General features: G+C 64.7%; 20 protein-coding genes. 8 read left to right on the top strand and 12 right to left on the bottom strand.

Features of this window, described 5'->3' with window-relative positions:
* The first annotated feature begins 38 nt into the window (after positions 1-38).
* The 5 genes from RT424_RS16325 to RT424_RS16305 all read left to right on the top strand — a co-directional run bounded on the left by RT424_RS16325 (position 39) and on the right by RT424_RS16305 (position 6,969).
* On the top strand, positions 39-1,157 hold the full coding sequence (locus tag RT424_RS16325; protein WP_313440451.1) for an acyl-CoA dehydrogenase family protein: 1,119 nt from the start codon (positions 39-41) through the stop codon (positions 1,155-1,157).
* Positions 1,158-1,297: 140 nt separating this feature from the next.
* Complete coding sequence (locus RT424_RS16320; protein WP_313440449.1) at positions 1,298-2,548, top strand: putative DNA modification/repair radical SAM protein; 1,251 nt, start codon at positions 1,298-1,300, stop codon at positions 2,546-2,548.
* Positions 2,549-2,550: 2 nt separating this feature from the next.
* Positions 2,551-3,993, top strand: a complete 1,443-nt coding sequence (locus RT424_RS16315; protein WP_313440447.1) for a UdgX family uracil-DNA binding protein — start codon at positions 2,551-2,553, stop codon at positions 3,991-3,993.
* Positions 3,994-4,133: 140 nt separating this feature from the next.
* Entirely contained in the window at positions 4,134-4,337 is a 204-nt protein-coding gene (locus RT424_RS16310) for a hypothetical protein (protein WP_313440444.1), read from the top strand.
* A gap of 268 nt (positions 4,338-4,605) precedes the next feature.
* Positions 4,606-6,969: a DUF3772 domain-containing protein gene (locus RT424_RS16305; RefSeq protein ID WP_313440442.1), complete on the top strand. Its 2,364-nt coding sequence runs from the start codon at positions 4,606-4,608 to the stop codon at positions 6,967-6,969.
* A gap of 20 nt (positions 6,970-6,989) precedes the next feature.
* Here RT424_RS16305 and RT424_RS16300 read toward each other — a convergent pair whose 3' ends face one another.
* The 5 genes from RT424_RS16300 to RT424_RS16280 are packed head-to-tail and all read right to left on the bottom strand — an operon-like array spanning position 6,990 to position 11,213.
* Positions 6,990-8,642: an FAD-binding protein gene (locus RT424_RS16300; RefSeq protein ID WP_313440440.1), complete on the bottom strand. Its 1,653-nt coding sequence runs from the start codon at positions 8,640-8,642 to the stop codon at positions 6,990-6,992.
* Positions 8,635-9,171, bottom strand: a complete 537-nt coding sequence (locus RT424_RS16295; RefSeq protein WP_313440438.1) for a nuclear transport factor 2 family protein — start codon at positions 9,169-9,171, stop codon at positions 8,635-8,637. Before RT424_RS16295 ends, RT424_RS16300 begins: the two co-directional genes overlap by 8 nt.
* Complete coding sequence (locus RT424_RS16290) at positions 9,164-10,219, bottom strand: NADP-dependent oxidoreductase (protein ID WP_313440436.1); 1,056 nt, start codon at positions 10,217-10,219, stop codon at positions 9,164-9,166. The genes RT424_RS16295 and RT424_RS16290 overlap by 8 nt, the downstream gene beginning before the upstream one ends.
* A 30-nt stretch (positions 10,220-10,249) precedes the next feature.
* Positions 10,250-10,552, bottom strand: a complete 303-nt coding sequence (locus RT424_RS16285; RefSeq protein ID WP_313440434.1) for a putative quinol monooxygenase — start codon at positions 10,550-10,552, stop codon at positions 10,250-10,252.
* A 25-nt stretch (positions 10,553-10,577) separates the two neighbouring features.
* Positions 10,578-11,213, bottom strand: coding sequence for a Dabb family protein (locus tag RT424_RS16280; RefSeq protein WP_313440432.1), 636 nt, complete (start codon positions 11,211-11,213; stop codon positions 10,578-10,580).
* A 205-nt stretch (positions 11,214-11,418) separates the two neighbouring features.
* Here RT424_RS16280 and RT424_RS16275 point away from each other — a divergent pair, with 205 nt between their 5' ends.
* Positions 11,419-11,865 (top strand): hypothetical protein, encoded by a 447-nt coding sequence (locus RT424_RS16275; RefSeq protein WP_313440430.1) that lies wholly within the window; start codon positions 11,419-11,421, stop codon positions 11,863-11,865.
* Between the two features lie 52 nt (positions 11,866-11,917).
* On the opposite strand, the gene RT424_RS16270 is transcribed toward RT424_RS16275, so the two are convergent.
* From RT424_RS16270 to RT424_RS16245, 6 genes are all read right to left on the bottom strand, one after another.
* Positions 11,918-12,730: an IclR family transcriptional regulator gene (locus RT424_RS16270; RefSeq protein WP_313440428.1), complete on the bottom strand. Its 813-nt coding sequence runs from the start codon at positions 12,728-12,730 to the stop codon at positions 11,918-11,920.
* A 189-nt stretch (positions 12,731-12,919) separates the two neighbouring features.
* Positions 12,920-13,765, bottom strand: a complete 846-nt coding sequence (locus RT424_RS16265) for a fumarylacetoacetate hydrolase family protein (protein WP_313440426.1) — start codon at positions 13,763-13,765, stop codon at positions 12,920-12,922.
* Between the two features lie 44 nt (positions 13,766-13,809).
* On the bottom strand, positions 13,810-14,586 hold the full coding sequence (locus RT424_RS16260) for an SDR family oxidoreductase (protein ID WP_313440424.1): 777 nt from the start codon (positions 14,584-14,586) through the stop codon (positions 13,810-13,812).
* Complete coding sequence (locus RT424_RS16255; RefSeq protein ID WP_313440422.1) at positions 14,586-15,857, bottom strand: L-fuconate dehydratase; 1,272 nt, start codon at positions 15,855-15,857, stop codon at positions 14,586-14,588. Before RT424_RS16255 ends, RT424_RS16260 begins: the two co-directional genes overlap by 1 nt.
* Entirely contained in the window at positions 15,854-16,597 is a 744-nt protein-coding gene (locus RT424_RS16250) for an SDR family oxidoreductase (RefSeq protein WP_313440420.1), read from the bottom strand. Before RT424_RS16250 ends, RT424_RS16255 begins: the two co-directional genes overlap by 4 nt.
* A 49-nt stretch (positions 16,598-16,646) precedes the next feature.
* Positions 16,647-17,534: an amidohydrolase family protein gene (locus RT424_RS16245; RefSeq protein ID WP_313440418.1), complete on the bottom strand. Its 888-nt coding sequence runs from the start codon at positions 17,532-17,534 to the stop codon at positions 16,647-16,649.
* A 193-nt stretch (positions 17,535-17,727) separates the two neighbouring features.
* Here RT424_RS16245 and fucP point away from each other — a divergent pair, with 193 nt between their 5' ends.
* Positions 17,728-19,047, top strand: coding sequence for an L-fucose:H+ symporter permease (gene fucP, locus RT424_RS16240; protein WP_313440416.1), 1,320 nt, complete (start codon positions 17,728-17,730; stop codon positions 19,045-19,047).
* Between the two features lie 91 nt (positions 19,048-19,138).
* Here the strand turns inward: fucP and RT424_RS16235 are convergent, their stop codons facing one another.
* The gene (locus RT424_RS16235) at positions 19,139-19,765 is read right to left on the bottom strand and encodes a carbonic anhydrase (protein WP_313440414.1); all 627 of its coding nucleotides are present in this window, start codon (positions 19,763-19,765) and stop codon (positions 19,139-19,141) included.
* Positions 19,766-19,999: 234 nt separating this feature from the next.
* Between RT424_RS16235 and RT424_RS16230 the strand changes: the two genes are divergently transcribed.
* On the top strand, positions 20,000-20,194 hold the full coding sequence (locus RT424_RS16230) for an energy transducer TonB (RefSeq protein WP_313440412.1): 195 nt from the start codon (positions 20,000-20,002) through the stop codon (positions 20,192-20,194).
* Positions 20,195-20,294 lie beyond the last annotated feature (100 nt).

Here is a 20,294-nt window from a genome sequence, read left to right as displayed (position 1 = left end):
GGCAGGTGCTACACCCGTATGACAGACGGGAGAGCCACGTGAATTTCGACCTCAACGAAGACGAGGAAATGCTCAAGGCGCTGACCGAGCGCTTCGTCGCCAACACATACGATCACACGACGCGGCGCATCTTCCAGGCCGAGCCCGGCGGCTTTTCAGGGAAGAACTGGGCCTTGCTGGGCGAACTGGGGCTGATCGCCGCGCCCTTTCCCGAGGAAGTGGGCGGCCTCAGCCTCGACGCCACCGGCATCGCCACGATATTCGAGGCCCTCGGCCGCGGCATGGTGGTGGAGCCTCTGGCCGAAGCATCGGTCCTGGCCGGCCGCCTGTTCGCGCTGACCGCGCCTGAAGCCTTGAGCAACCCGTGGCTGGAGGGACTGCTATCCGGAGAGAAGCGCCTTGCCCTGGCCCATGCCGAAGGAGCCGCGCGCGATAGCTCGCCATGGGTGGAAACCTCCGCGCATGAGCAGGACGGGGCCTATCGACTCGATGGCTCCAAACCCTATTGCGTCTCGGGCGGCGGCGCGGACGGCTACATCGTTTCCGCCCGGCTCGCCGGCGCGCCGGACGATCCGCAAGGCATCGCGCTGTTTCTGGTCCCCGCCAACGCTGCCGGCCTGGCGCGGCGCGAATGGCCGATGGCGGACGGCTCCATCGCTGCTGCGCTTACGCTTGAAGGCGTGCTGGTTCCGAAGGACCACCGTCTCGACGGCGGCATCTCCGAAATCGACGAGGCACAGCAATTCGCCAATCTGGCACGCTGCGCCGAAGCGCTGGGGGTGATGGAGCGGATGTTCCAGGATACGCTCGACTATGTCCGCACGCGTGACCAGTTCGGCGCGGCATTGGGCTCTTTCCAGGCTATCCAGCATCGCATGGTCGCGCAGTACGCCGCCATCGAGCAGAGCCGTGCGCTGCTAAACCTGGCGCTGGTATCGCACGAAGCCGGCAGCTTCGCAGAAGCCGTCAGCGGCGCACGTGCCTGGATCAGCGAAGCGTCGATCGCCCTGGCACACGAGATGGTGCAATTTCACGGCGGGATGGGCGTGACCGACGAACTTGCCATCGGTGCCGGCCACAAACGGCTTCTGGTGCTTTCACGCTGGCCGGAAGGTCCCCGGGCGGCACTCGATCGCTACGCCGCACGCATGAACTGATCAAGCCTCGCGACCCGAACGACAAACGATCGCAAAAACAGAACATGATAGGAACATTTTGATTGCATCGGCTTTGCCGATGGGCCATTTTGCAGCTTCGACCCACGCTGACTTCGGCATGGAACACAAGGCTTCGTACAATGCCCGCGCTCGAAATCTCGGAGAAGCTCTCCATCCTTGCAGACGCCGCCAAGTATGATGCCTCCTGCTCATCGTCCGGGGTCAAGAAACGGGATTCGCGTGATGGCAAGGGCATCGGCTCTACCTTGGGTGGAGGCGGCATCTGTCACGCTTATGCGCCCGACGGACGCTGCATCAGCCTGCTCAAGGTGTTGCTGACGAACAGCTGCATTTTCGACTGTCATTACTGTATCAACCGCAAGTCTTCCAACGTGCGCCGCGCCCGTTTCACGGCGAAGGAGGTGGTGGAACTGACGCTGGATTTCTATCGTCGAAACTACATCGAGGGGCTGTTCCTCTCTTCCGGGATCATCCACACGCCCGATTACACGATGGAACAGATCGTCGAAGTGGCGCGATCCTTGCGGGAAGATCACGATTTTCGCGGCTATATCCACCTGAAGACGATCCCCGATGCCGATGCGGCCCTGGTGGAGGCGGCGGGTCGCCACGCCGACCGCGTGTCGATCAACGTCGAACTGCCGACCGTCAGCGGACTTCAGCGACTGGCTCCCGAAAAGTCGCAGGCGCGCATCGAAGGCGCGATGGGCACCATGCGCTCCGCGATCGAGGACGGCGCCGATGCCCGCAAGCGCTTCCGCTCCGCCCCCGCCTTCGCGCCGGCGGGGCAATCCACCCAGATGATCGTCGGAGCCGATGCCGCGACCGACCGCGACATCGTTTCGCGCGCGGCGTCGCTTTACGAAAAGTTCGATCTCAAGCGCGTCTATTATTCGGCCTTTAGCCCGATCCCCGACGCCAGCACCGTGCTGCCCTTGCGCCGTCCGCCACTCATGCGCGAACACCGGCTCTATCAGTCGGACTGGCTGATCCGGTTCTATCAATTCTCGCCGCAGGAAGTGGGAGCCGCTGCCGATTCCGCCACCGGCATGCTACCGCTGGATATCGATCCAAAGCTGGCGTGGGCCTTGCAGTTTCGCGACCGGTTTCCCGTGGACGTCAATCGCGCGCCGCGAGAGATGCTGCTGCGCATTCCGGGGCTCGGCATCAAGGCGGTCGATGCCATCGTTGCAGCCCGGCGCTGGCGTACCCTGCGGCTGGACGACGTGGCGCGCATGACGGTATCGGTGAAGAAACTGCGCCCCTTCATCGTCACGGCGGACTGGCGGCCCACCGCCCTGCTCGACCGTGCCGACTTGCGCTCGCTGGTGTCCCGTCCGGCAACCCAGCTGGAACTGTTCGCGGCCTGACCATGCGCCTCGTTCGCCTGGAATCCGAAGACGATTTCGACGGCTGGCGCATCGCTGCGCGAACGCTGGCCGGTGAAGGGGTATTGCCGTCGGAGATCGTCTGGCAGGTGGGGGAGCAGGCGTTCGATCTTTTCGCAAGCGAAGCGGGCGACATCGGCGCCGGTTCGCCGGTGGCGACCGCCCCGCTGCGGGTATCCCGGCAATTTCTGGAACTGGCGCGGGATGCCTCGCTGCACAGTGAACCCGAACGTTTCTCGCTCCTCTATATCCTGCTCCTGCGCCTGCTGGACCAGCCGCAAGCGCTTCAGGATGCTGCCGATCCCCTTGTCCGCCGTATCGAAGGCCTTGCCCGCAACGTCCGGCGCGACAGCCACAAGATGCATGCCTTCGTGCGATTTCGCGAGTTGGCGGAGGATGGTGGCACGCGCTTCGTCGCCTGGTTCGAGCCGGAGCATCACATCCTGCGAGCGAATGCCCAGTTCTTCGTCGATCGCTTTACCAACATGCGCTGGTCGATCCTGACACCGCGCGGATCGCTGCATTGGGATGGTGTCGCCCTCGCCGAGGGGCCGCCCGCAACGCGCGCGGATGCGCCGGGCGACGATCCGGTGGAGGCCGTGTGGAAGGCCTATTACAGCGCGATCTTCAATCCGGCGCGGGTCATGCCGCGCGCCATGCTGAAGGAAATGCCGCGCAAATACTGGAAGAACATGCCGGAAACCGCGCTCGTCCCGCAACTCATCGCCGGGGCCCGCAAGCGCGAACTGGCGATGATGGAGCAGGCCGCCAACATGCCTTCGCCTCGGCAGGGCGCACCGGGACACGCGGCGGTACAGGGCCCGGAAGCCTTGGAACTGCTGGCCGAGGAAGCCGCCGCCTGCCGCCGCTGCCCGCTCTGGAAACCGGCCACACGAACCGTCTTCGGCGAAGGTCCGCACGATGCCGAGATCATGATCGTGGGCGAACAGCCCGGCGATCAGGAGGATCTGGCCGGCAGGGTTTTCGTCGGCCCGGCGGGCGCCGTCTTCGATAGGGCCATGGCCGAGGCGGGGATCGACCGAAAGCGATCTTACGTCACCAATGCCGTCAAGCATTTCAAGTTCGAACCGCGCGGCAAGCGCCGCATCCATGCCCGTCCCAACAGCGGCGAGATCGAGGCCTGCCGCTGGTGGGTCGATCAGGAACGCGCCATCGTCCGCCCCCGCCTCGTCATCGCCATGGGGGCCACGGCCGCGCGCTCGCTTACCGGCCGCGCCGTCACCGTGGGGCAGGAGCGCGGCAGGGCGATTACCCTGCCTGACGGCACGCCCTGCTGGATCACCGTACACCCCAGCTATCTCCTGCGATTGCCCTCGGAAGCCGATGCCGACGCGGAATTCACCCGCTATGTGGATGACCTGCGAAAGGCCGCACAGAGCCTGGCTTCTGCCGCCGAAGGGGTATGAAACCGACAATGTGATGCAAACCGCACAGCTTTGCCGAGCAACGATTTGACGCAAACCACTCCGAAACGGTGCGAAATGGATTAGCACTTCTTCCGCAAGTGCGAATACCGAATACGGCGGCGCGCTTCTGGAGGATTCACATGAAGATCTACACCCTGCGATTTTTCGAGGATGAGCACGGCCTTGCCAGAAGGCTGGAATTCAAGGCACCGGATGTCGCCGGAGCGCTTGCGATCGCGCATCGCGAAGCCGCCAAGCGCAGTGCCGAACTCTGGGAAGGCGCGCTCAAGCTCTGCACGATCCGCCGATCGCGGGAAGACACGACGATCCGCCTCGCCTCGTAGAATCCAGGACTACCTTTCCGCTTTGCACCGCGCCGCAGCACGCACTGTCTCGCGACCTTGCCGGAATACCGAATTTCACGGATCAGGACTCACGTCTCCTTTCGTCGAGCGGCCGCAGGTCGCGCGGCCATGCAGGAGCGGCCTGTGCGTCCCCTTTTCATGCGCCAGTTGAAAGAACCCCGCGCCGGACGCTAAACCGGTGCCGCGTGGCGGCCGGTACGATCCGGGTCGGCTGGCGATGGAGACCCGAATGCTTGCCCGAAAGCCGATGCTCAAGTTTCTGATGTTCGTTGGCGCCGTCGTCTCGATGGCGAGCGGCGTGGCAGCGGCGCAGTCTACCTCTTTTGCCGATTTGTCCGAAGAACTCGCCCGAGCCGAAAGCGATGTTCGCGCGGTCGACAAGGCGATGAATTCCCGCATGGGCGAGAGCGACCAGAAACTCGCCTCCGCCAAAGTGCTGGCGGCGAAGTCCGTGGCGGCCGACACTACCGCGAGGATGCAGGAGCAACTCGCCCTGCTCGACGCCAAGCTCGCCGGGCTGGGGCCGGAGGCCGACACCGGCGAGGCTCAGGATATCCGGCGCCAGCGCGCCAACCTCTCTCGCCAGCGGGTTGCCGTGGACTCCGCCATCAAGCGCGGCAACCTGATCGGGGTCGAAGCGCAGCAGTTGGCGGACGAGATCGCGGAGAGCCAGGCGCAGCAACTCGGCGAAAAACTCTCCACGCGTTCCTTCTCGCCGCTGGCCCCCCGCTTCTGGAACTCGCTGGCTCATGCCTGGCCCCGCGACAGCCGCCGTGTGGCGCTGTTCCTGGAGGAAGGCCGGGACCAGTTCACGCAAAGCCTGCGACACGGCACGCCCTGGCTCGCCCTGCTGGGTTTCCTCGCCGCGCTGCTGATCCTGCTGCCCGGACGCGCATTCGCCCGCCGCCTGGGCCGGAAACTGCTGACCGAGGATTTTCCGGCGCGGGCCCTTCGTCGATCCGCGCACGCTCTCTGGCGAATCGTTGTCGGCACGCTTGCCCCGCTGCTGGCGGCGCTGGCCATCGTCCAGGGCCTGCGCTGGGCAGCGATGCTTCCGGAAGCGTGGAGCTCGCTGCTGGGAACCTTCGTCGTGGCATCGGCCTTTTCCGGCCTTACCAGTTCCGTCCTCGGCGCCCTGCTGATGCGAAGCCAGCCGTCCTGGCGCATCATTCCGATCAGCGATCGCGCGGCATCCAGCCTGAGGCCCTACACCGTAATGCTAGGCGTGCTCGCGTTCCTGAGCATCATGCTGACCAGTTTCAATGAGACGATCGGCGCCAGTCCAGCCGCGATCGCCTGCACGCAGGCGGTGGTGGCGCTGGCGCATGTGCTGCTGATCGGCGCCACTTTGGCGACTCTCGGCCGGCTGCGGTCCGACCGGACGGGAGAGCCCGCCGCAGCGCCGAGGAACGCAGGTCTGGCACTCGTAAACCTGCTGGCCTGGCTGGCGGTGGCGGGTTCGCTTCTGGCACTGGTGACCGGGTACTTCTCGCTCAGTCTTTTCGTGCTCCAGATCATTGCCTGGGGTGTGGTGCTCGGCGCCGGTGTCTACCTGCTGATGGCGGCGATCGACGACACCGCCTCCACACTGTTCACGCGGTCCAGCCCCATCGGCATCGCCCTGATCCGCAGCCTGGGCCTCGAGGGCAGTTCCATCGACCAGTTCGGTGTGCTTCTGTCCGGAATTCTGCGGTTGATCATCGCCGTTCTGGCGCTGGGCCTGCTGCTGTCACCGTTCGGTGCCGGCAACGTCGAAACCCTGTTCGGGCGGCTGGGTGCCCTGGCTCAGGGCTTCAATGTCGGTGGCGTCACGATCTCGCCGGGCGCGCTGATCCGTGGCATCCTCATACTCTTCGCCGGGCTGGCGCTGGTGAAGACGTTCATGCGATGGCTGGACCATCGGTACCTGCCTGCAACCGACCTCGACGGCAGCGGCCGCAACTCGATCAGCCTCGTGGCGCGCTACGTGGGCATTGCCCTTGTCGTCATATGGGCCCTTGCCTCCCTTGGCATCGGGATCGAGCGCATCGCCATATTGCTGTCGGCCCTGTCCGTTGGCATCGGTTTCGGCTTGCAGGCGATCACCCAGAATTTCGTCTCCGGCCTGATCCTGCTTGCCGAGCGCCCCATCAAGATCGGAGATCTCGTTCGGGTGGGCACCGACGAAGGCGACGTCAAGCGCATCAGCGTGCGATCCACGGAGATCGAACTGCCCGATCATTCCACGCTCATCGTGCCCAATTCCGAACTGATCACCAAGACGGTACTGAACAAGACGCTCGCCAACCCGCTGGGCCGGTTGCAGATCCAGTTTTCCGTTCCCATCGAGGCGGACGCCGACAAAGTGCGGGCCATCGTCTTGGAATCATATGCCAGCGAAGACGCCGTGCTGCGCGACCCGGCACCTTCGGTGTTCATCGATTCCATTCTCGACGGCCGCATCTTCTTCAACAGCTTCGCACATGTCGCCACGCCGCGCGCCGCCTATGGCGCGCGCAGCAATGCCTACGCAACGCTGTTGCGACGCTTTCGGGAAGAGGGAATCCAGATCGGAACCGTGCCCCAGCGGCTGGAACTGGTCGGATCGCTGGGAAGCGAACCGCATTCCTGACTGTCGCAGGAGCGACCGCTCTACCGGTTGGGAATGTGCGAGCCCAGGTGGCGCCCGGCGATGTAGCCGAAGGTCATGCCCGGCCCCAGCGTACCACCGGCGCCGCCGTAAGCCTCGCCCAGCACGGCGGCCATGGCGTTACCGGCAGCGTAGAGCCCGGGTATCGGATTGCCGTTCCAGTCCAGCACTTGCGCATCGCCGTTGGTCTTCGGCCCGCCGGCGGTGCCCAGCGCGCCGGACTCCATCTTGACCGCATAATAGGGCCCCCGGTCGATAACCCCGAGCGTGCGATAAGGCGGATCGAACGCGGCATCGCCCCACATATAGAAATTGTCGTAGGTATTCTCGCCGCGATGGAAATCCTCGTCGCGGCCCTGCCGGACCATGTCGTTGAAGCGCGCCACGGTGGCCGTCAGCCCTGCCGCATCGATCCCGGCTTTTGCGGCCAGTGCCTCCAGGCTGTCGGCGCTGATCATGAAAGAGGGCGTGGGGCCGCCGGGCGGGGTGTTGAAGGTCTGGTATTTGTCGCGATAGCGCTGGTCCACGATCAGCCAATACGGCAGATTGGCGTAGCTGTGCGTGCCGGCATCGAAGGCGTGGAGGGCCTTGCCCATGGCATTGTAGTTGGCCGCCTCGTTCACGAAGCGTTTGCCGGCCCGGTTGACCAGTATGGCGCCGGGACGGGCGCGCTCATCCGATCCCAGCAGATAGTTGGGCTTGGCATCGCGGTGCTGCGGCTTGAATTCCAGGACGCTCTGCTGCCAGAAGGCATGCTGCATATTGCCGAGCTGGGCGCCGGCTTCGATCGCCATCAGCAACCCGTCGCCCTCGTTCTCCGGCACGCTCACCGGCCCCGTCAGTGGCCCGCGCAGGAAAGTGCGAACCAGCATCTCGTTCCACTCGAAACCACCGGTGGCGATCACCACGCCCCGCCGTGCGCGCACCCGGAAGTCGCGACCGGCGGTATCCTCGGCCACCACGCCGATCACCCGGTCGCCGTCCTTGACCAGCCTGCGGGCGCGCTTCTCGAATTCCACGGGGATATCGCGATCCAACACCGCCTTGAACAGGGCTCCCGCCAGCGCCTGCCCGAGGCCGCGATAGTCGCCGGCCTCGCGCTCGGCCAGAGTGGCTTCGTCCAGCGTGCCGTTGATCGCCTCCATCAGGCTGCCCCGCACGGGATAGGCCATCTTGGTGGGATTGACGCGCGTGGCCCACTTGCCGAGCCGCTCGAACGAGAAGGCGTCATTGTCCAGCGAGCGCCCACCGTCGGGCTTCGCGCCCGGTATATAGGGCTGGTAATCCGGGAAATCGGCATAGGCATGGAAGCGCACCGGAGTCCTGTCCGCAAGGTAGCGGATCATCTCCGGCCCGCTCTCCAGGAAGGCGCCCAGGGTTTCGGGATCGAGCGCACCCGGCGCCAGCGCATCGAGATAGGCCACAGCGTCCTCGTCCGAATCCGCGATGCCCGCCTCGATCTGGTGATGGTTGCCGGGGATCCACAACATCCCGCCGGACATGGCGGTGGTGCCGCCTACCATTCCGGTCTTCTCCAGGATCACGACCTTCCCGGCTCCGAAATCGTGCGCGGCGATCGCCGCCGTCATCGCCGCCCCGCCGGACCCGAGGACGACGACATCCGCTTCCAGATCCCACCTGAGGTCTTCAGTCATGCTCGATTTCCCTTTCTATCGCGATCGCGGCAAGCGGATGTTCAGGCGAGAGCCCGTCGCCGAAGAGCATGGGCTGCACACGATCGTCCTGCGTTCTCTCCACCCGTTCGTGCAGGTTGAGCAGATAGGTGAGGCGCGAAAGGCGCCATTCCCCATCGCGGCGCTCGGCAGCGAAAAGGTACCGGCCCCAGAACGTGTCGTCGGTGCCCGGTCCGCTGCCGTCCGTGCGGCAGACGATGACGCAAAGAGCATCGATACGGGCACTATCGCCGTGCACAGCGATCACCGGCAGGCCGAACATGTGAAAGCGGCGCGCGTAACCCTCTTCCAAATCGGCCACGAAGCGGCGGTATTCTGGTATGTCGCCCTTGAACATGCCGAAATCGAACGCGGCATCTGGCCAGAATACGGTGTCCAGCCGGTCCCAATCGATCCAGTCGATCAGGTTGGCATATTCGCCTACAAGCTCTGTCAGCCGGGCCTTGTCGATCAGGGCGGCCAGCGCCGAAGCCTGCACGGGATCAGGCATGCGCGGGCACCTTCCAGCCTGAGAGGGTCGAAACGCCGTCATCGAGCCGGACCAGCGTCTTGCCGGTCGTCTCGCCGGACATCAGGCGAATGAAAGAAGCCGGAGCCGCATCAAGCCCGGTGGCGACGTTCTCGGTGGCGACAAGTTGCCCCGAACGGACCCAGTTCGCCAGCGCCTCTTCCGCTTCGTGCACCATTTCCGCCGCCTCGTAGGCCAGGAAGCCGCGCATGGTGATGCGGTTCACAAGCACCTGCCACAAGTTGCGCACCCGATAGGGCTCGGTCTGGTGATTGTAGTTCGCGATCATGCCGCAGACCGGGATGCGGCCGAACGCCTTCATGCGCGGCAGGACGGTATCCAGCATGACGCCGCCCACATTGTCGAAATAGAGATCGATGCCCTCAGGAAAGTGTCGGGCGATTTCCGCGTCGAGATCCGCGCAGGCCCGGTAGTCGATGGCCCCGTCAAAGCCGAGATCGTCCAGGATATGCCGCGCTTTCGCTTCGGAGCCGACCGTGCCGACCACCCGGCATCCGGAAAGCCGGGCGACCTGGCCGCCGACCGACCCAACGGCACCGGCCGCCGCGCTCATCAGCACTTCGTCCCCGGCGCGCATCTCACCGAAGCGCTTGAGCCCGACGTAGGCGGTGATGCCCGACCAGCCGCAGGCGCCCATGTAGACCGTGAGCGGCAGGTCGTTCGCCACGCGCACGTTCTCGAAGCCGACGCTACCAGGTGCGATAACCGAGTGCGTCTCCCAGCCGATGAAGGCCCGGCCATAATCGCCTTCCCGGAAATCGGGGTTTCGCGACTTGAGAACCTGGCCAAGCACCATCGTCGGGATGAGGCCGCCCAGTTGCACCGGAGGCAGATAGCTCTTCACATCGTCCAACATGCCGCGCACGGCGGGATCGATCGCGAAGACCCGGTTCTCCAGCAGAACCTCACCTTCCCCCAGTTCCGGCAGTTCGACTTCCTCGACCCGGAAGTTGCCGTCCACGGGCACGCCGACGGGGCGCGATGCCAGCACGATGCGACGGTTGATCATTGTCTCTCTCCCGATCTTTTGCAGCGGCGCTCAATCCATGAAGCCGCGTTCGTTGGCGGCGTCGAACTTGCGCACGCAGGAAACGTCGATCTTCTCGCTCCAGGCGCCCAGCACGTCCCGCACGCGGGGTTGGGCAAGGTGTGCACCCAAGGCTGCGTCGTCGCGCCAGCGCTCGTAGACGAGCACCGTACCTGCCGCAGCGTCGTCGATGGCGAAATGGTAGGCAAGGCAACCCTCCTCCTCCAGCGTCGACGACACCAGTGCGCGCAAGGTCTCCGCCAGGTCGCCTACGAGCGCGGGAGAGATCTTCAAATGTCCGGCCAGCACGATCATGTTCCGGGTTCCCTACCGTTGCGCGTCACCAGGCCGGAGCATCGCCGGCAGGCACGGCAGGCCCTGTCAGCCAGTTGCCGGTGATACCGATCCTGATCCCGGAGCCGCGGGGTACTTCGGTGCCGGCATCGGGGGTTACGAACATGATGCGGTCCGGTGCCCAGACCGAACCGATGATCTCGTCCTCGTCCTCCGACAGGGACACGCCGGCGATGGCGCACATTTCCTTCGCGCGTTCGCGTGTCTGGCCGCGCACTTCGGGAACGTAGGCCTTGCCCGGATCGTCGTGGATCCTCAGCACCCGCGCCTTCTCGCGCTCCGCCTCCTCGGCCGCCAGCGTCTCGTCGAATGGCGGGCCGCGATAATCGATCTCCCAGTCGAACGAGAGCATGTTCTCCAGAATGTCCGGCAGAAACGGCGTCATGCGCAAATGCGCCCAGTGCGACATATAGCGCTCCATCGCCTCGTAACTGTCGATGTCACAGCAATTGGCGAAATCGAAGTCGCCGGAGTGGAACCGGGTGTGAACAACACGCCCATGACTATAATCGCGCACTTCGCGATTGAGGTGCGAGAGCTTTTTCACTTCCTCGATGAACAGGTCGATCCTGGCCGGATCGGCGTCCTGCTTGAACTTGAGCATCACCACATGCCGGATCATCGCTCTCTCCCATTGCAACGCCGTGGCGTCCGACCGACGGTTCGGCCGTGTCGGGCGCGGATTGCGATTGGAGACTAGCCCAACATTCCACCCGCCCCGCCTGTCAGATTAAACAGGTGCCTTCCGGCGGGCGGCAAAGATCGCATGGAACGCCCTGTCCCGCACGAACGTTCCAGGAGTCCTGCAAGTCGTCGGGAGGCAAGCGGTGCGTAACCCCATCAAGGCGTCGATCGCCGCGCTGGCCGCGATCGGCTTCGGCTTCTTCGTTGCGCAGGCCGTTCCCACGCGCATGAAGGCGCCGACTTCACCCGCGCCGGTACTGAGCGGCTCGTCCAGCGCCGAGGCCTATGACGCCATCCGCTTTGACCCAGGGCCCACCGCAAGCTTCTTCGACGCACCGTCAACCAACGAAGCCGAGGGCTACGCCGCCAAGCAGGGTGTAGAGGACTACACCCTGCCAACGCGCGATCCTGCGACCTACTCGTATTCGGAGGACACTTACGAAAATCCGGATGCAATCGGTACGGATTTCGCCGCCCTGGAGCTGCACGATCCGCAGCAAGCCTGGGTGGAAAACGCTGCCGTCGCGGCAGAGGAAGTAATCGACGCCGAACGGACCGAGCCGGATGAAACCTTTGCCGAAACGCAATAGTGCGGGGATATGGCGCCGAGGTAGGACCGTTCCCGATCGCAAAGCGATGTCGTCACTCCGGCGCGGGAGCTACCCAGCCAAGTCCTTCGGAAATGCGTTCGGCCCCCTCGCCCAGCATCTGCCGGGTACGGTCGAGATCGGTCTTCTGCGATCCGTCGATGGTGACGAGAAACGGCACGGTTATCGCCGCGCTGACATGGCCGTCGAAACCGAAGATCGGAAAGCTGATATCGGTGACCCCGGCCGCACGCGTGCTCGGCTGCATCTCGTAGCCTTGCAGGCGCACCGCCTCCAGCCGCTTCTCGAGATCTTTCAGCGCTCTGTCGCCTGTTTTTGGCAGCTCCCGCAGCATCGTTGCACGCCGCTGCGGCGCTGTGAAGGCGAGCAGGACATGGCCGGAGCAACTGGTCATGATGTCCACGACGGTTCCCAGTCGAATGCCGAACCCCACCGGCCCGATGCTCTCCTGCCGATGAATCACCGTGGCATGCGCGCCCGTCCGCACCACGAGATGGCAGGATTGGTTCGTGTCGATGGATAGCTGATGCATGATCGGCGCCGCGACATTGCTCAGCGTATGTGCCGGCGTCGCGCGAAAGGCCACGTCGAGGACGCGATAGGATACGGTGTAGCGATCGTTCGTCGGATCCTTGCGCAACCAGGCGAGCCGCTCCATCACGATGATGATGCGGAATACCTCGCTGATCGAACGTTCAAGCCGCTGGGCAATTTCGCTTATGGTGAGGCCGCCGGGATCTTTCGCGAAAAGCTCCAGAATCTCGATGCCCTTTTCAAGCGCGGGGGCGGAGTAGGCACGCTTGCCCGCAGCTTCGCCGCGCTCCACTTTGGCATCGGATGGGCCCATCACACGGCCATAGACCACGATACATACCTCCGCAACCGGCGTCCCTCCGCGCTTTGGGCCATCGCCCTAACGACGATGCAATCGGTTTTATACAGGACATCAGCGTACTGGACGATTGCCGTGCGCCCGCCCGTCCTGACATCCGCCATGAAGGGATAGGCGCGACCCGAGAGGGCCGCGCCGGTATCTTTACTTGGCAGCGACGATGCGCTGGCGCTGCTCACCCAATCCCTCGATGCCGAGACGGACTTCGTTGCCGGGTTGCAGGAAACGCGGCGGCTTGAGGCCCAGGCCCACGCCCGCAGGCGTGCCGGTCGAGATCACGTCGCCCGGTTGCAGGCTCATGAACTGAGAGAGATGGGCGATGATCTGCGGCACGGTGAAGATCATGTCGGCCGTGGTGCCATCCTGATGCCGCTCGCCGTCCACTTCCAGCCATAGACGCGCTGCGGCGATGCCGGGCACTTCGTCTGCGGTGACCAGCCAGGGGCCGGTCGGGCCGAACGTGTCGCAGCCCTTGCCCTTGTCCCAGGTGCCGCCGCGATCGAACTGGAAGCTGCGCTCGCTTACGTCGTGGACCACGCAATAGCCTGCCACGTGGTCGAGGGCGTCGACCTCGTCGATGTAGGAACCGGCCTTGCCGATAACCACCCCGAGTTCGACTTCCCAGTCCAGCCGGTCCGAACCGCGCGGTTGCACCACATCGTCGTTCGGGCCGCAGACCGCGCTGGTCCACTTGTTGAAGACCACCGGTTCGGCGGGAATCGCCATGCCGCTTTCGGCCGCATGGTCGCGGTAGTTCAGGCCGATGCAGACGAACTTGCCGATCCGGCCGACGCAGGGGCCGAGACGGGTGTCGCCATCCACCAGCGGCAGCGCCGACAGATCGAGGGCGCGCAGCCGGGCGAGCCCCTCGGCCGTCAGCGCTTCTCCGGCGATATCGTCGATGTGTGCCGAAAGATCGCGAATGCGGCCTTCTCCATCGAGCACGCCGGGCTTTTCCTGGCCCACTTCGCCAAACCTGAGCAACTTCACGCGATATTCTCCTTCACAGAATTACCAGAGTCTAGGCCGACCGCTCAGGACAGCATGCGGTCCAGGTGTGTGTAGCCGCCATCCGGGAATATCCATTGCCCGGTGGTGTGGCTCGACCGTTCGGAAAGAAGGAACAGCACCGTATCCGCAACCTCCCGATCGGTGGTCATCCGGCGCCCCAGGGGGATACGGCCGGCGATCTCGTCCAACTTGGCCTTGGGATCGTCGAAACTCTCTATCCAGCGGGCATAGAGCGGGGTCATCACTTCCGCCGGCAGCACGGCATTGACGCGCACGCCGTCGTCCAGCAGCGCCGCCGCCCATTCGCGCGTGAGGCCTAGTTGCGCCGCCTTCGCCGCTACATAACCGCTGGTGTTGCCCTGCCCCGTCACCGCCGTCTTCGAAGAGATATTGACGATGGCGCCCCGGCTCGCGCGCAAATGCGGCAGGCAATGATGCACCATGCCGTAGTAATGCGCGAGGTTGGCCTGGACAGAAGCCATGAACGCCGCCGTCCCGGCCTCCAGGCCGACACCGTCGTTCGCTCCGGCATTGTTGACGAGGCCATGAATGCCCCGTCCGATCTTGGCAATCCGCTCCACGGCATGGCGACAGGCCTCGTCGTCGGTCACGTCCACCTGCACGAAGATCGTTTCGGGCTGCAAGGCGCGGATCTCCGCCTCGAACCCGTCCAGCAGCGGACTGCGCCCGAGGATCGCGGGGATCGCCCCTTCCGCGGCCAGGCCCAGCGAGACGGCGCCGCCGATGCCGGCCCCGCCCCCCGTGACGATCACGACCTTGCCTGCCAATCCCAGGTCCATCAATCCACCCGATACTGCGCTATGGATTGCGGCTTCATCTCGATCGAGAAGCCGGGCCGCTGCGGCGGCATATAGGCCGCGTCGCGGATCACGCAGGGATCCACGAAATGCTCGTGCAGATGATCCACATATTCGACGACACGATCCTCCATCGTCCCTGAAAAGCACAGATAGTCGATCATCGACAAGTGCTGGACGTATTCGCACAGGCCCACGCCCCCGGCATGGGGGCAGACCGGAAGACCATGTTTGGCCGCCATCAGCAGCACGGCCAGGATTTCGTTGACGCCGCCGATCCGGCAACTGTCGATCTGCACTACGTCGATCGCGCCGCGCATGATGAACTGCTTGAAGAGGACGCGGTTCTGGCACATCTCGCCCGTCGCCACGCGGATCGGGTGGATGGCCTGGCGAATGGTGCGGTGCGCCTCAACATCGTCCGGACTGGTGGGCTCCTCGATGAACCAGGGCTCCGCGAAGGCCAGAGCCCTGACCCAGTCGATCGCCTGTCCGGTTTCCCAGATCTGGTTCGCATCGATCATCAGCCGGCAGTCCGGGCCGACCGCCTCACGCGCGATGCGCAGGCGGCGGATATCGTCATCCAGATCCCGGCCGACCTTGAGCTTCACGTGGCGGAACCCCGCGTCCACCGCCTCGCGGGCCAGCCGATGCAGCTTTTCGTCCGAATAGCCGAGCCAGCCCGCCGATGTCGTGTAGCAGGGATAGCCCGCCTCCAGCAGCCGTTCCCGCCGCTCCGCCTTGCCTTCGGCGCCCGCGGTCAGCAGAGCGAGCGCTTCCTCGGGCGTTATGCAATCGGTGATGTAGCGGAAATCGATGCAGCCCACGATCTCTTCGGGGCTCATGTCCGCGACGAGCTGCCAGACGGGCTTGCCCTCCGCCTTGGCCCAGAGATCCCACACGGCATTGACCACCGCACCGGTCGCCAGGTGCATGGCGCCCTTGTCGGGACCGATCCAGCGTAACTGGCTGTCGCCCGTGACATGGCGCCAGAAGCGCGCGGGATCCTGGCGTATCCAGTCGAGATCGAGACCCACCACCAGTGGCCGAAGGGCCTCGATAGCGGCGACGCAGATCTCGTTGCCCCGGCCGATGGTGAAGGTCAGCCCGTGCCCTTCCAGCCCCGCATCGGTTTCCAGTATGACATAGGCGGCGGAATAGTCCGGGTCCGGGTTCATCGCATCGGACCCGTCCAGCGCCAGACTGGTGGGAAAGCGGATATCGGCTGTCCGCAGGGCGGTTATGCGTGTCATTCTACCGTCCATCCCCCGTCGATCACGGCCGTGGTCCCCGTGGTGAAGGCGCTTTCGTCCGACGCGAGGTAGAGCGCGAGTGCCGCGATCTCTTCGGGGCGGCCCAGACGGCCGACCGGCTGCCGCGCGGCGAATGTCGCGCGGGTATCCTCGAAGCTGGTCCCGTCCGCCTGCGCCTGCACCTGCATGCGGGCACGCAGCGAAGGGCTTTCGACGGTGCCGGGGCAGATCGCATTGCAGCGCACGCCATCGCCGACGAAATCGGCCGCTACCGACTTCGTAAGGCCGATAACCGCCGCCTTGCTCGCCCCATAGGCGAAGCGGTTGCGCACGCCGATGAGCGAGGAAGCCACCGAGGATATGTTCACGATCGATCCCGACCGGCGAGCCACCATGCCCGGCAGATAGGCCTTGATAAGCCGGAACATGGCCGTCGCATTGAGGTCCAGAGACGCCGCCCATTGCTCCTCGGTGCAGTCCAGCAGCGTGCCGGGGAAGACGATCCCGGCACAGTTCACCAGCACGTCGCAATCGCCGGTGGCCGCCGCCAGCGCGACGATCGCATCCCGGTCGGTCAGGTCCACGACATGCGCCGTCGCGCCCGTCAGCGTGGCAAGGCCCGCTGCATCCCGGTCCACCGCCTGGACTTCGGCGCCTTCCGCCATGAACCGCTCGGCAATGCCACGGCCGATCCCGGCAGCGGCAGCCGTGACCACCGCCTTCTTCCCCGCAAGTCTCATCACTGCTCCCTTATACAGCATGCACGAAATCGATGGTGCAACATCGCGATCAGGCCGCTCCGCGCATGGACTGAATGTCGATCCGACCTGGGTCGCGCGCGTAGATCCGTCGCGCATTGCCGCCCATGATCGCTTCCCGCTCATGTTCCGCGAGCGGCTCCAGAAAGCGCCGCGCCAGATCGTGAATGCGCTCATAGGACGTTGCGAGCAGGCACACCGGCCAGTCGGAGCCGAACATCAGCCGCTCCGGCCCGAAGCAGTCGAGCAGGTGCTGCATGTAACGCATGACCTCGTCTTCCCGCCACGTCTGGTGATTCGCCTCCGTCACCAGGCCGGAGAGCTTGCACGTCACCGGATAGCGACGCGCGATCGCGGCGATCCGCCCGGCCCACGGTTCCCATTCGCCCGCGACGATGGCGGGCTTGGCGCCGTGGTCGATGACGATCTTGCCCACTGCCTCGGGCACCTCTCCCAGCGGGTCGAGGAACGCGGGAACATGGTCCAATTGCGGCGCGCGAACGAGCAGTTCGTAGGTCAGCCCCGCCGCCAGCACCGTGCGAACGCCCCGCTGAAACGCTGCATCCAGCAGGAAGCGGGGATCCGGCTCATCCTGCACGACATGGCGGAAACCCGACAGCTTCGGGTGATGGGCCAATGCGTGCAGGCGCATGTCCAGGTCCGGGGCCCGCAAGTCGATCCAGCCGACGACGCCGATGATCCAGGGATGTTCATCGGCCATTTGCAGCAGCCAACGGGTCTCCGTTTCGGTCTGGCGCGCCTGTACCGCGACCGTCCCGGCCATTCCCTCCGCCGCAAGCAAGGGAAGCAGATCCTGCGGTCCATAACCGCGCGCAAGCACCGAATCCGGAGCGATCCAGCCGAACTCTTCGGGAGAATAGACCCAGAAATGCTGATGCGCGTCGACGCGGCCTTTCATCTCATCCCCTTGCTGCCCTGTTCGGCGCTGTCTTGTTTGGCGCCATTAGCGTCGAGCGCTATCGTATTTGACAGTTCATTTGATATGTGAAAACTATCAAGGCATCGGCGCAGGCGCAACCGATAATGTCTCGAACATTGTCTTTCCCGCCCAGCCGCAACAGAATGCGCATGGGAGAGAGATGCGTATGGCCATGACGATGCCGCCCGCGACGCTGGGCGAGGCGATTGCAAGCGAGGGGGCGGAATGCCCGCCGCAAGTCAGCGGGCGCTTCGTGACACCGGGCTATCTCGCCGGGTTTGCGCTCGTCACTTGCGCCTTCTTCGCCTGGGCGCTGGCGAACAACCTCAACGACATCCTGATCCGCCAGTTCCAGAAAGCCCTCGCGCTTTCTCGCGGAGAGGCAGGCTTCATCCAGTTCGTGTTCTACCTGGCCTATTTCTTCTGGGCCCTGCCCGCCGGGCTGCTGCTGCGCCGCTTCGGATATCGCGCCGGCTTGCTGATCGGGTTTGCCCTCTACGCCGCAGGTGCACTGCTGTTCTATCCCGCCGCCGAACTGCGCCGCTACGACGGCTTCCTTTTCGCACTCTTCGTGCTGGCTTCCGGCGCCGCGTTCCTGGAAACCGCCGCAAACCCCCTGATCGCCCGCTTCGGCGATCCCAACCGCGCGTCCCAGCGGCTCACCCTGGCCCAGGCCTTCAACGGGTTGGGCGCCGTGGTTGCCCCGATCGTCGGCGGGCTTTTCATATTCTCGGGGGTGGAGCACAGCACGCGGGACATCGCACTCATGTCTGCCGAGCAACTGCGCGGCTACCGCATGTCGGAAGCGGCCATGGTGCAATCGCCCTACCTCTGCCTGGCGCTGCTTGTGGCCGTTCTGGGCGTGGCGCTCGCCTTCGTGCGCCTGCCTAGCGTTTCACCCGGAAGCGGCGCGGCTTCGGGATCGCTCAAGAGCGCTCTCGGTCATCGCCAGCTCCGCGCGGCCGTGGTCGCCCAGTTCTTCTACGTCGGCGCGCAAGTGGGGATCTGGAGCTACTTCGTCGATTTCGTGAAGCATATCGCACCGCAGACCCCGGAACGGACCGCCGCCTATCTCCTTTCGGCCAGCCTGCTGCTTTTCATGATCGGGCGCTTCGCCGGGGCCGCGCTGATGCAGCGGATCCGGCCGACACGGCTGCTGGGTGCTTTCGCGGTGGCCAACATCGTCCTCGTCCTGCTGGCCATGGTCCTGCCGGGAAGCGGCGCCATCGCGGCCCTGGCGCTTACCAGCATCTTCATGTCGATCATGTTCCCGACGATCTTCGCGCTGGGCATTCGCGACCTTGGCGAGGGTACGGCGCTCGGTTCCTCGCTGATCATCATGGCCATCATCGGCGGCGCGGTGTTCCCGCCGCTCATGGGCGTGGTGAGCGAGTGGCTGGACCTTCGGGCCGCCATGGCCCTGCCGCTGCTCTGCTTCGGCGCCGTCGGTATCTTCGCCCTCAAGGCCAAGGATACGGCCGCATCCACCTGAGGACCTGACGCGAAAAGGGGGCGGCCTCAACCGCCCCCAAGACATTACGAAAGCTCGCCACCGCAGTTACGCGGTGGCAAACCCTCGGACGTCACAACCAGCGCACGCGCCCGGTAGCGAGTTCATAGATCGCGCCCACGACCTTCAGTTCGCCACGTTCCTGCGGCTCGATGAGCATCGGCTCGGAATAGGTCTGCAGCCGTTCGACCATGCGACGAACGTTCTCCTCGATAGCGGATTCGACCAGCTGATCGGCACCGACATTGCGCTGCGCCGCCAGGACCGCCGGAATGATCGGCTCGACCATGCGGCCGATGCTGCCGGGGAAACGCACATCCTTCGTCACCACATCGGCAGCAGCGCCCACGGCGCCACACTTTTCGTGACCGAGCACGACGATCAGCGGCACTTTCAGAACGGCCACCGAATATTCGATCGACCCCATGCCGGCAGCGTCGACATTGTTGCCAGCGGTGCGCACGATGAACAGTTCGCCCAGGCCGGCCCCGAACAGCTGCTCTGGCCCGACGCGGGAGTCCGAGCATCCGACGAGGGTCGCGAAAGGTTGTTGCCCTTCGGCCAGCGCAAGCCTGCGCTCGCGCGAGATGTCTGAATCAAGAGGCTTATCAGCGACGAATGCATTGTTGCCGTCTACCAGGCGCTGGAACGCTTCGTCGGGGCTGGGCTGAGCGGAAAAAACGCTGCTCGATGTCGCCATTGAATTTCTCCTGGTTGATTGCCGAACGGGCCGAGACATAGGGAGCGGCCATCGCCGTTGATTAGCTGGTTTGTTACGATTCTTTTCCGAACGGTCGCAAGATGGCACCGCCCTGAAAACCCGATCCAGCGGCTTTGATCCGAAAGACCGCGATTTTTCCGACGATAGCTGTGCCGCGCGGGAGCTACGGCTTATGCTATTGCGAGTTATTCGCATGTGCGTGAGTCGCGCCGGATGTCCGTCAATGCCCGCGACCTTACACGACTTCTGCTGAACGAACACTCTTCGCTTGGGCGTTCGTCGGGGTCGATATTCCTGGACCGGGCCGCGCTCGAAACGATCAGGCGCGCCCAACCGCTTCCGGCCATTCCCGAAGGCAAGCCCGACGAACTGGAACTGTCCGTCCCGGTCGAGTTCTTCCTGCAATGACGGCAAGCGGCCTTGCCATACGTCGTCCCGGACTTGATCCGGGACCGCTGGCCTTGCCCCGCCTTGCTCGCGGCGTGGCGCCTCGAGAATTGCCAGCGGT

Source organism: Novosphingobium sp. (assembly GCF_032093395.1).
Lineage (GTDB): Bacteria > Pseudomonadota > Alphaproteobacteria > Sphingomonadales > Sphingomonadaceae > Novosphingobium.
This window is presented reverse-complemented; position numbering and strand designations above follow the sequence as displayed.

Bases quoted from the DNA above. Each gene is read 5' to 3' on its own strand.
- RT424_RS16320 (WP_313440449.1), top strand. From the start codon at position 1,298: ATGCCCGCGCTCGAAATCTCGGAGAAGCTCTCCATCCTTGCAGACGCC.
- RT424_RS16295 (WP_313440438.1), bottom strand. From the start codon at position 9,171: ATGCCTGATCCCGTGCAGGCTTCGGCGCTGGCCGCCCTGATCGACAAG.
- RT424_RS16315 (WP_313440447.1), top strand. From the start codon at position 2,551: ATGCGCCTCGTTCGCCTGGAATCCGAAGACGATTTCGACGGCTGGCGC.
- RT424_RS16310 (WP_313440444.1), top strand. From the start codon at position 4,134: ATGAAGATCTACACCCTGCGATTTTTCGAGGATGAGCACGGCCTTGCC.
- RT424_RS16250 (WP_313440420.1), bottom strand. From the start codon at position 16,597: ATGAGACTTGCGGGGAAGAAGGCGGTGGTCACGGCTGCCGCTGCCGGG.
- RT424_RS16290 (WP_313440436.1), bottom strand. From the start codon at position 10,219: ATGATCAACCGTCGCATCGTGCTGGCATCGCGCCCCGTCGGCGTGCCC.
- fucP (WP_313440416.1), top strand. From the start codon at position 17,728: ATGACGATGCCGCCCGCGACGCTGGGCGAGGCGATTGCAAGCGAGGGG.
- RT424_RS16305 (WP_313440442.1), top strand. From the start codon at position 4,606: ATGCTCAAGTTTCTGATGTTCGTTGGCGCCGTCGTCTCGATGGCGAGC.
- RT424_RS16255 (WP_313440422.1), bottom strand. From the start codon at position 15,857: ATGACACGCATAACCGCCCTGCGGACAGCCGATATCCGCTTTCCCACC.
- RT424_RS16285 (WP_313440434.1), bottom strand. From the start codon at position 10,552: ATGATCGTGCTGGCCGGACATTTGAAGATCTCTCCCGCGCTCGTAGGC.
- RT424_RS16260 (WP_313440424.1), bottom strand. From the start codon at position 14,586: ATGGACCTGGGATTGGCAGGCAAGGTCGTGATCGTCACGGGGGGCGGG.
- RT424_RS16300 (WP_313440440.1), bottom strand. From the start codon at position 8,642: ATGACTGAAGACCTCAGGTGGGATCTGGAAGCGGATGTCGTCGTCCTC.
- RT424_RS16245 (WP_313440418.1), bottom strand. From the start codon at position 17,534: ATGAAAGGCCGCGTCGACGCGCATCAGCATTTCTGGGTCTATTCTCCC.
- RT424_RS16230 (WP_313440412.1), top strand. From the start codon at position 20,000: ATGTCCGTCAATGCCCGCGACCTTACACGACTTCTGCTGAACGAACAC.
- RT424_RS16235 (WP_313440414.1), bottom strand. From the start codon at position 19,765: ATGGCGACATCGAGCAGCGTTTTTTCCGCTCAGCCCAGCCCCGACGAA.
- RT424_RS16280 (WP_313440432.1), bottom strand. From the start codon at position 11,213: ATGATCCGGCATGTGGTGATGCTCAAGTTCAAGCAGGACGCCGATCCG.
- RT424_RS16270 (WP_313440428.1), bottom strand. From the start codon at position 12,730: ATGGGCCCATCCGATGCCAAAGTGGAGCGCGGCGAAGCTGCGGGCAAG.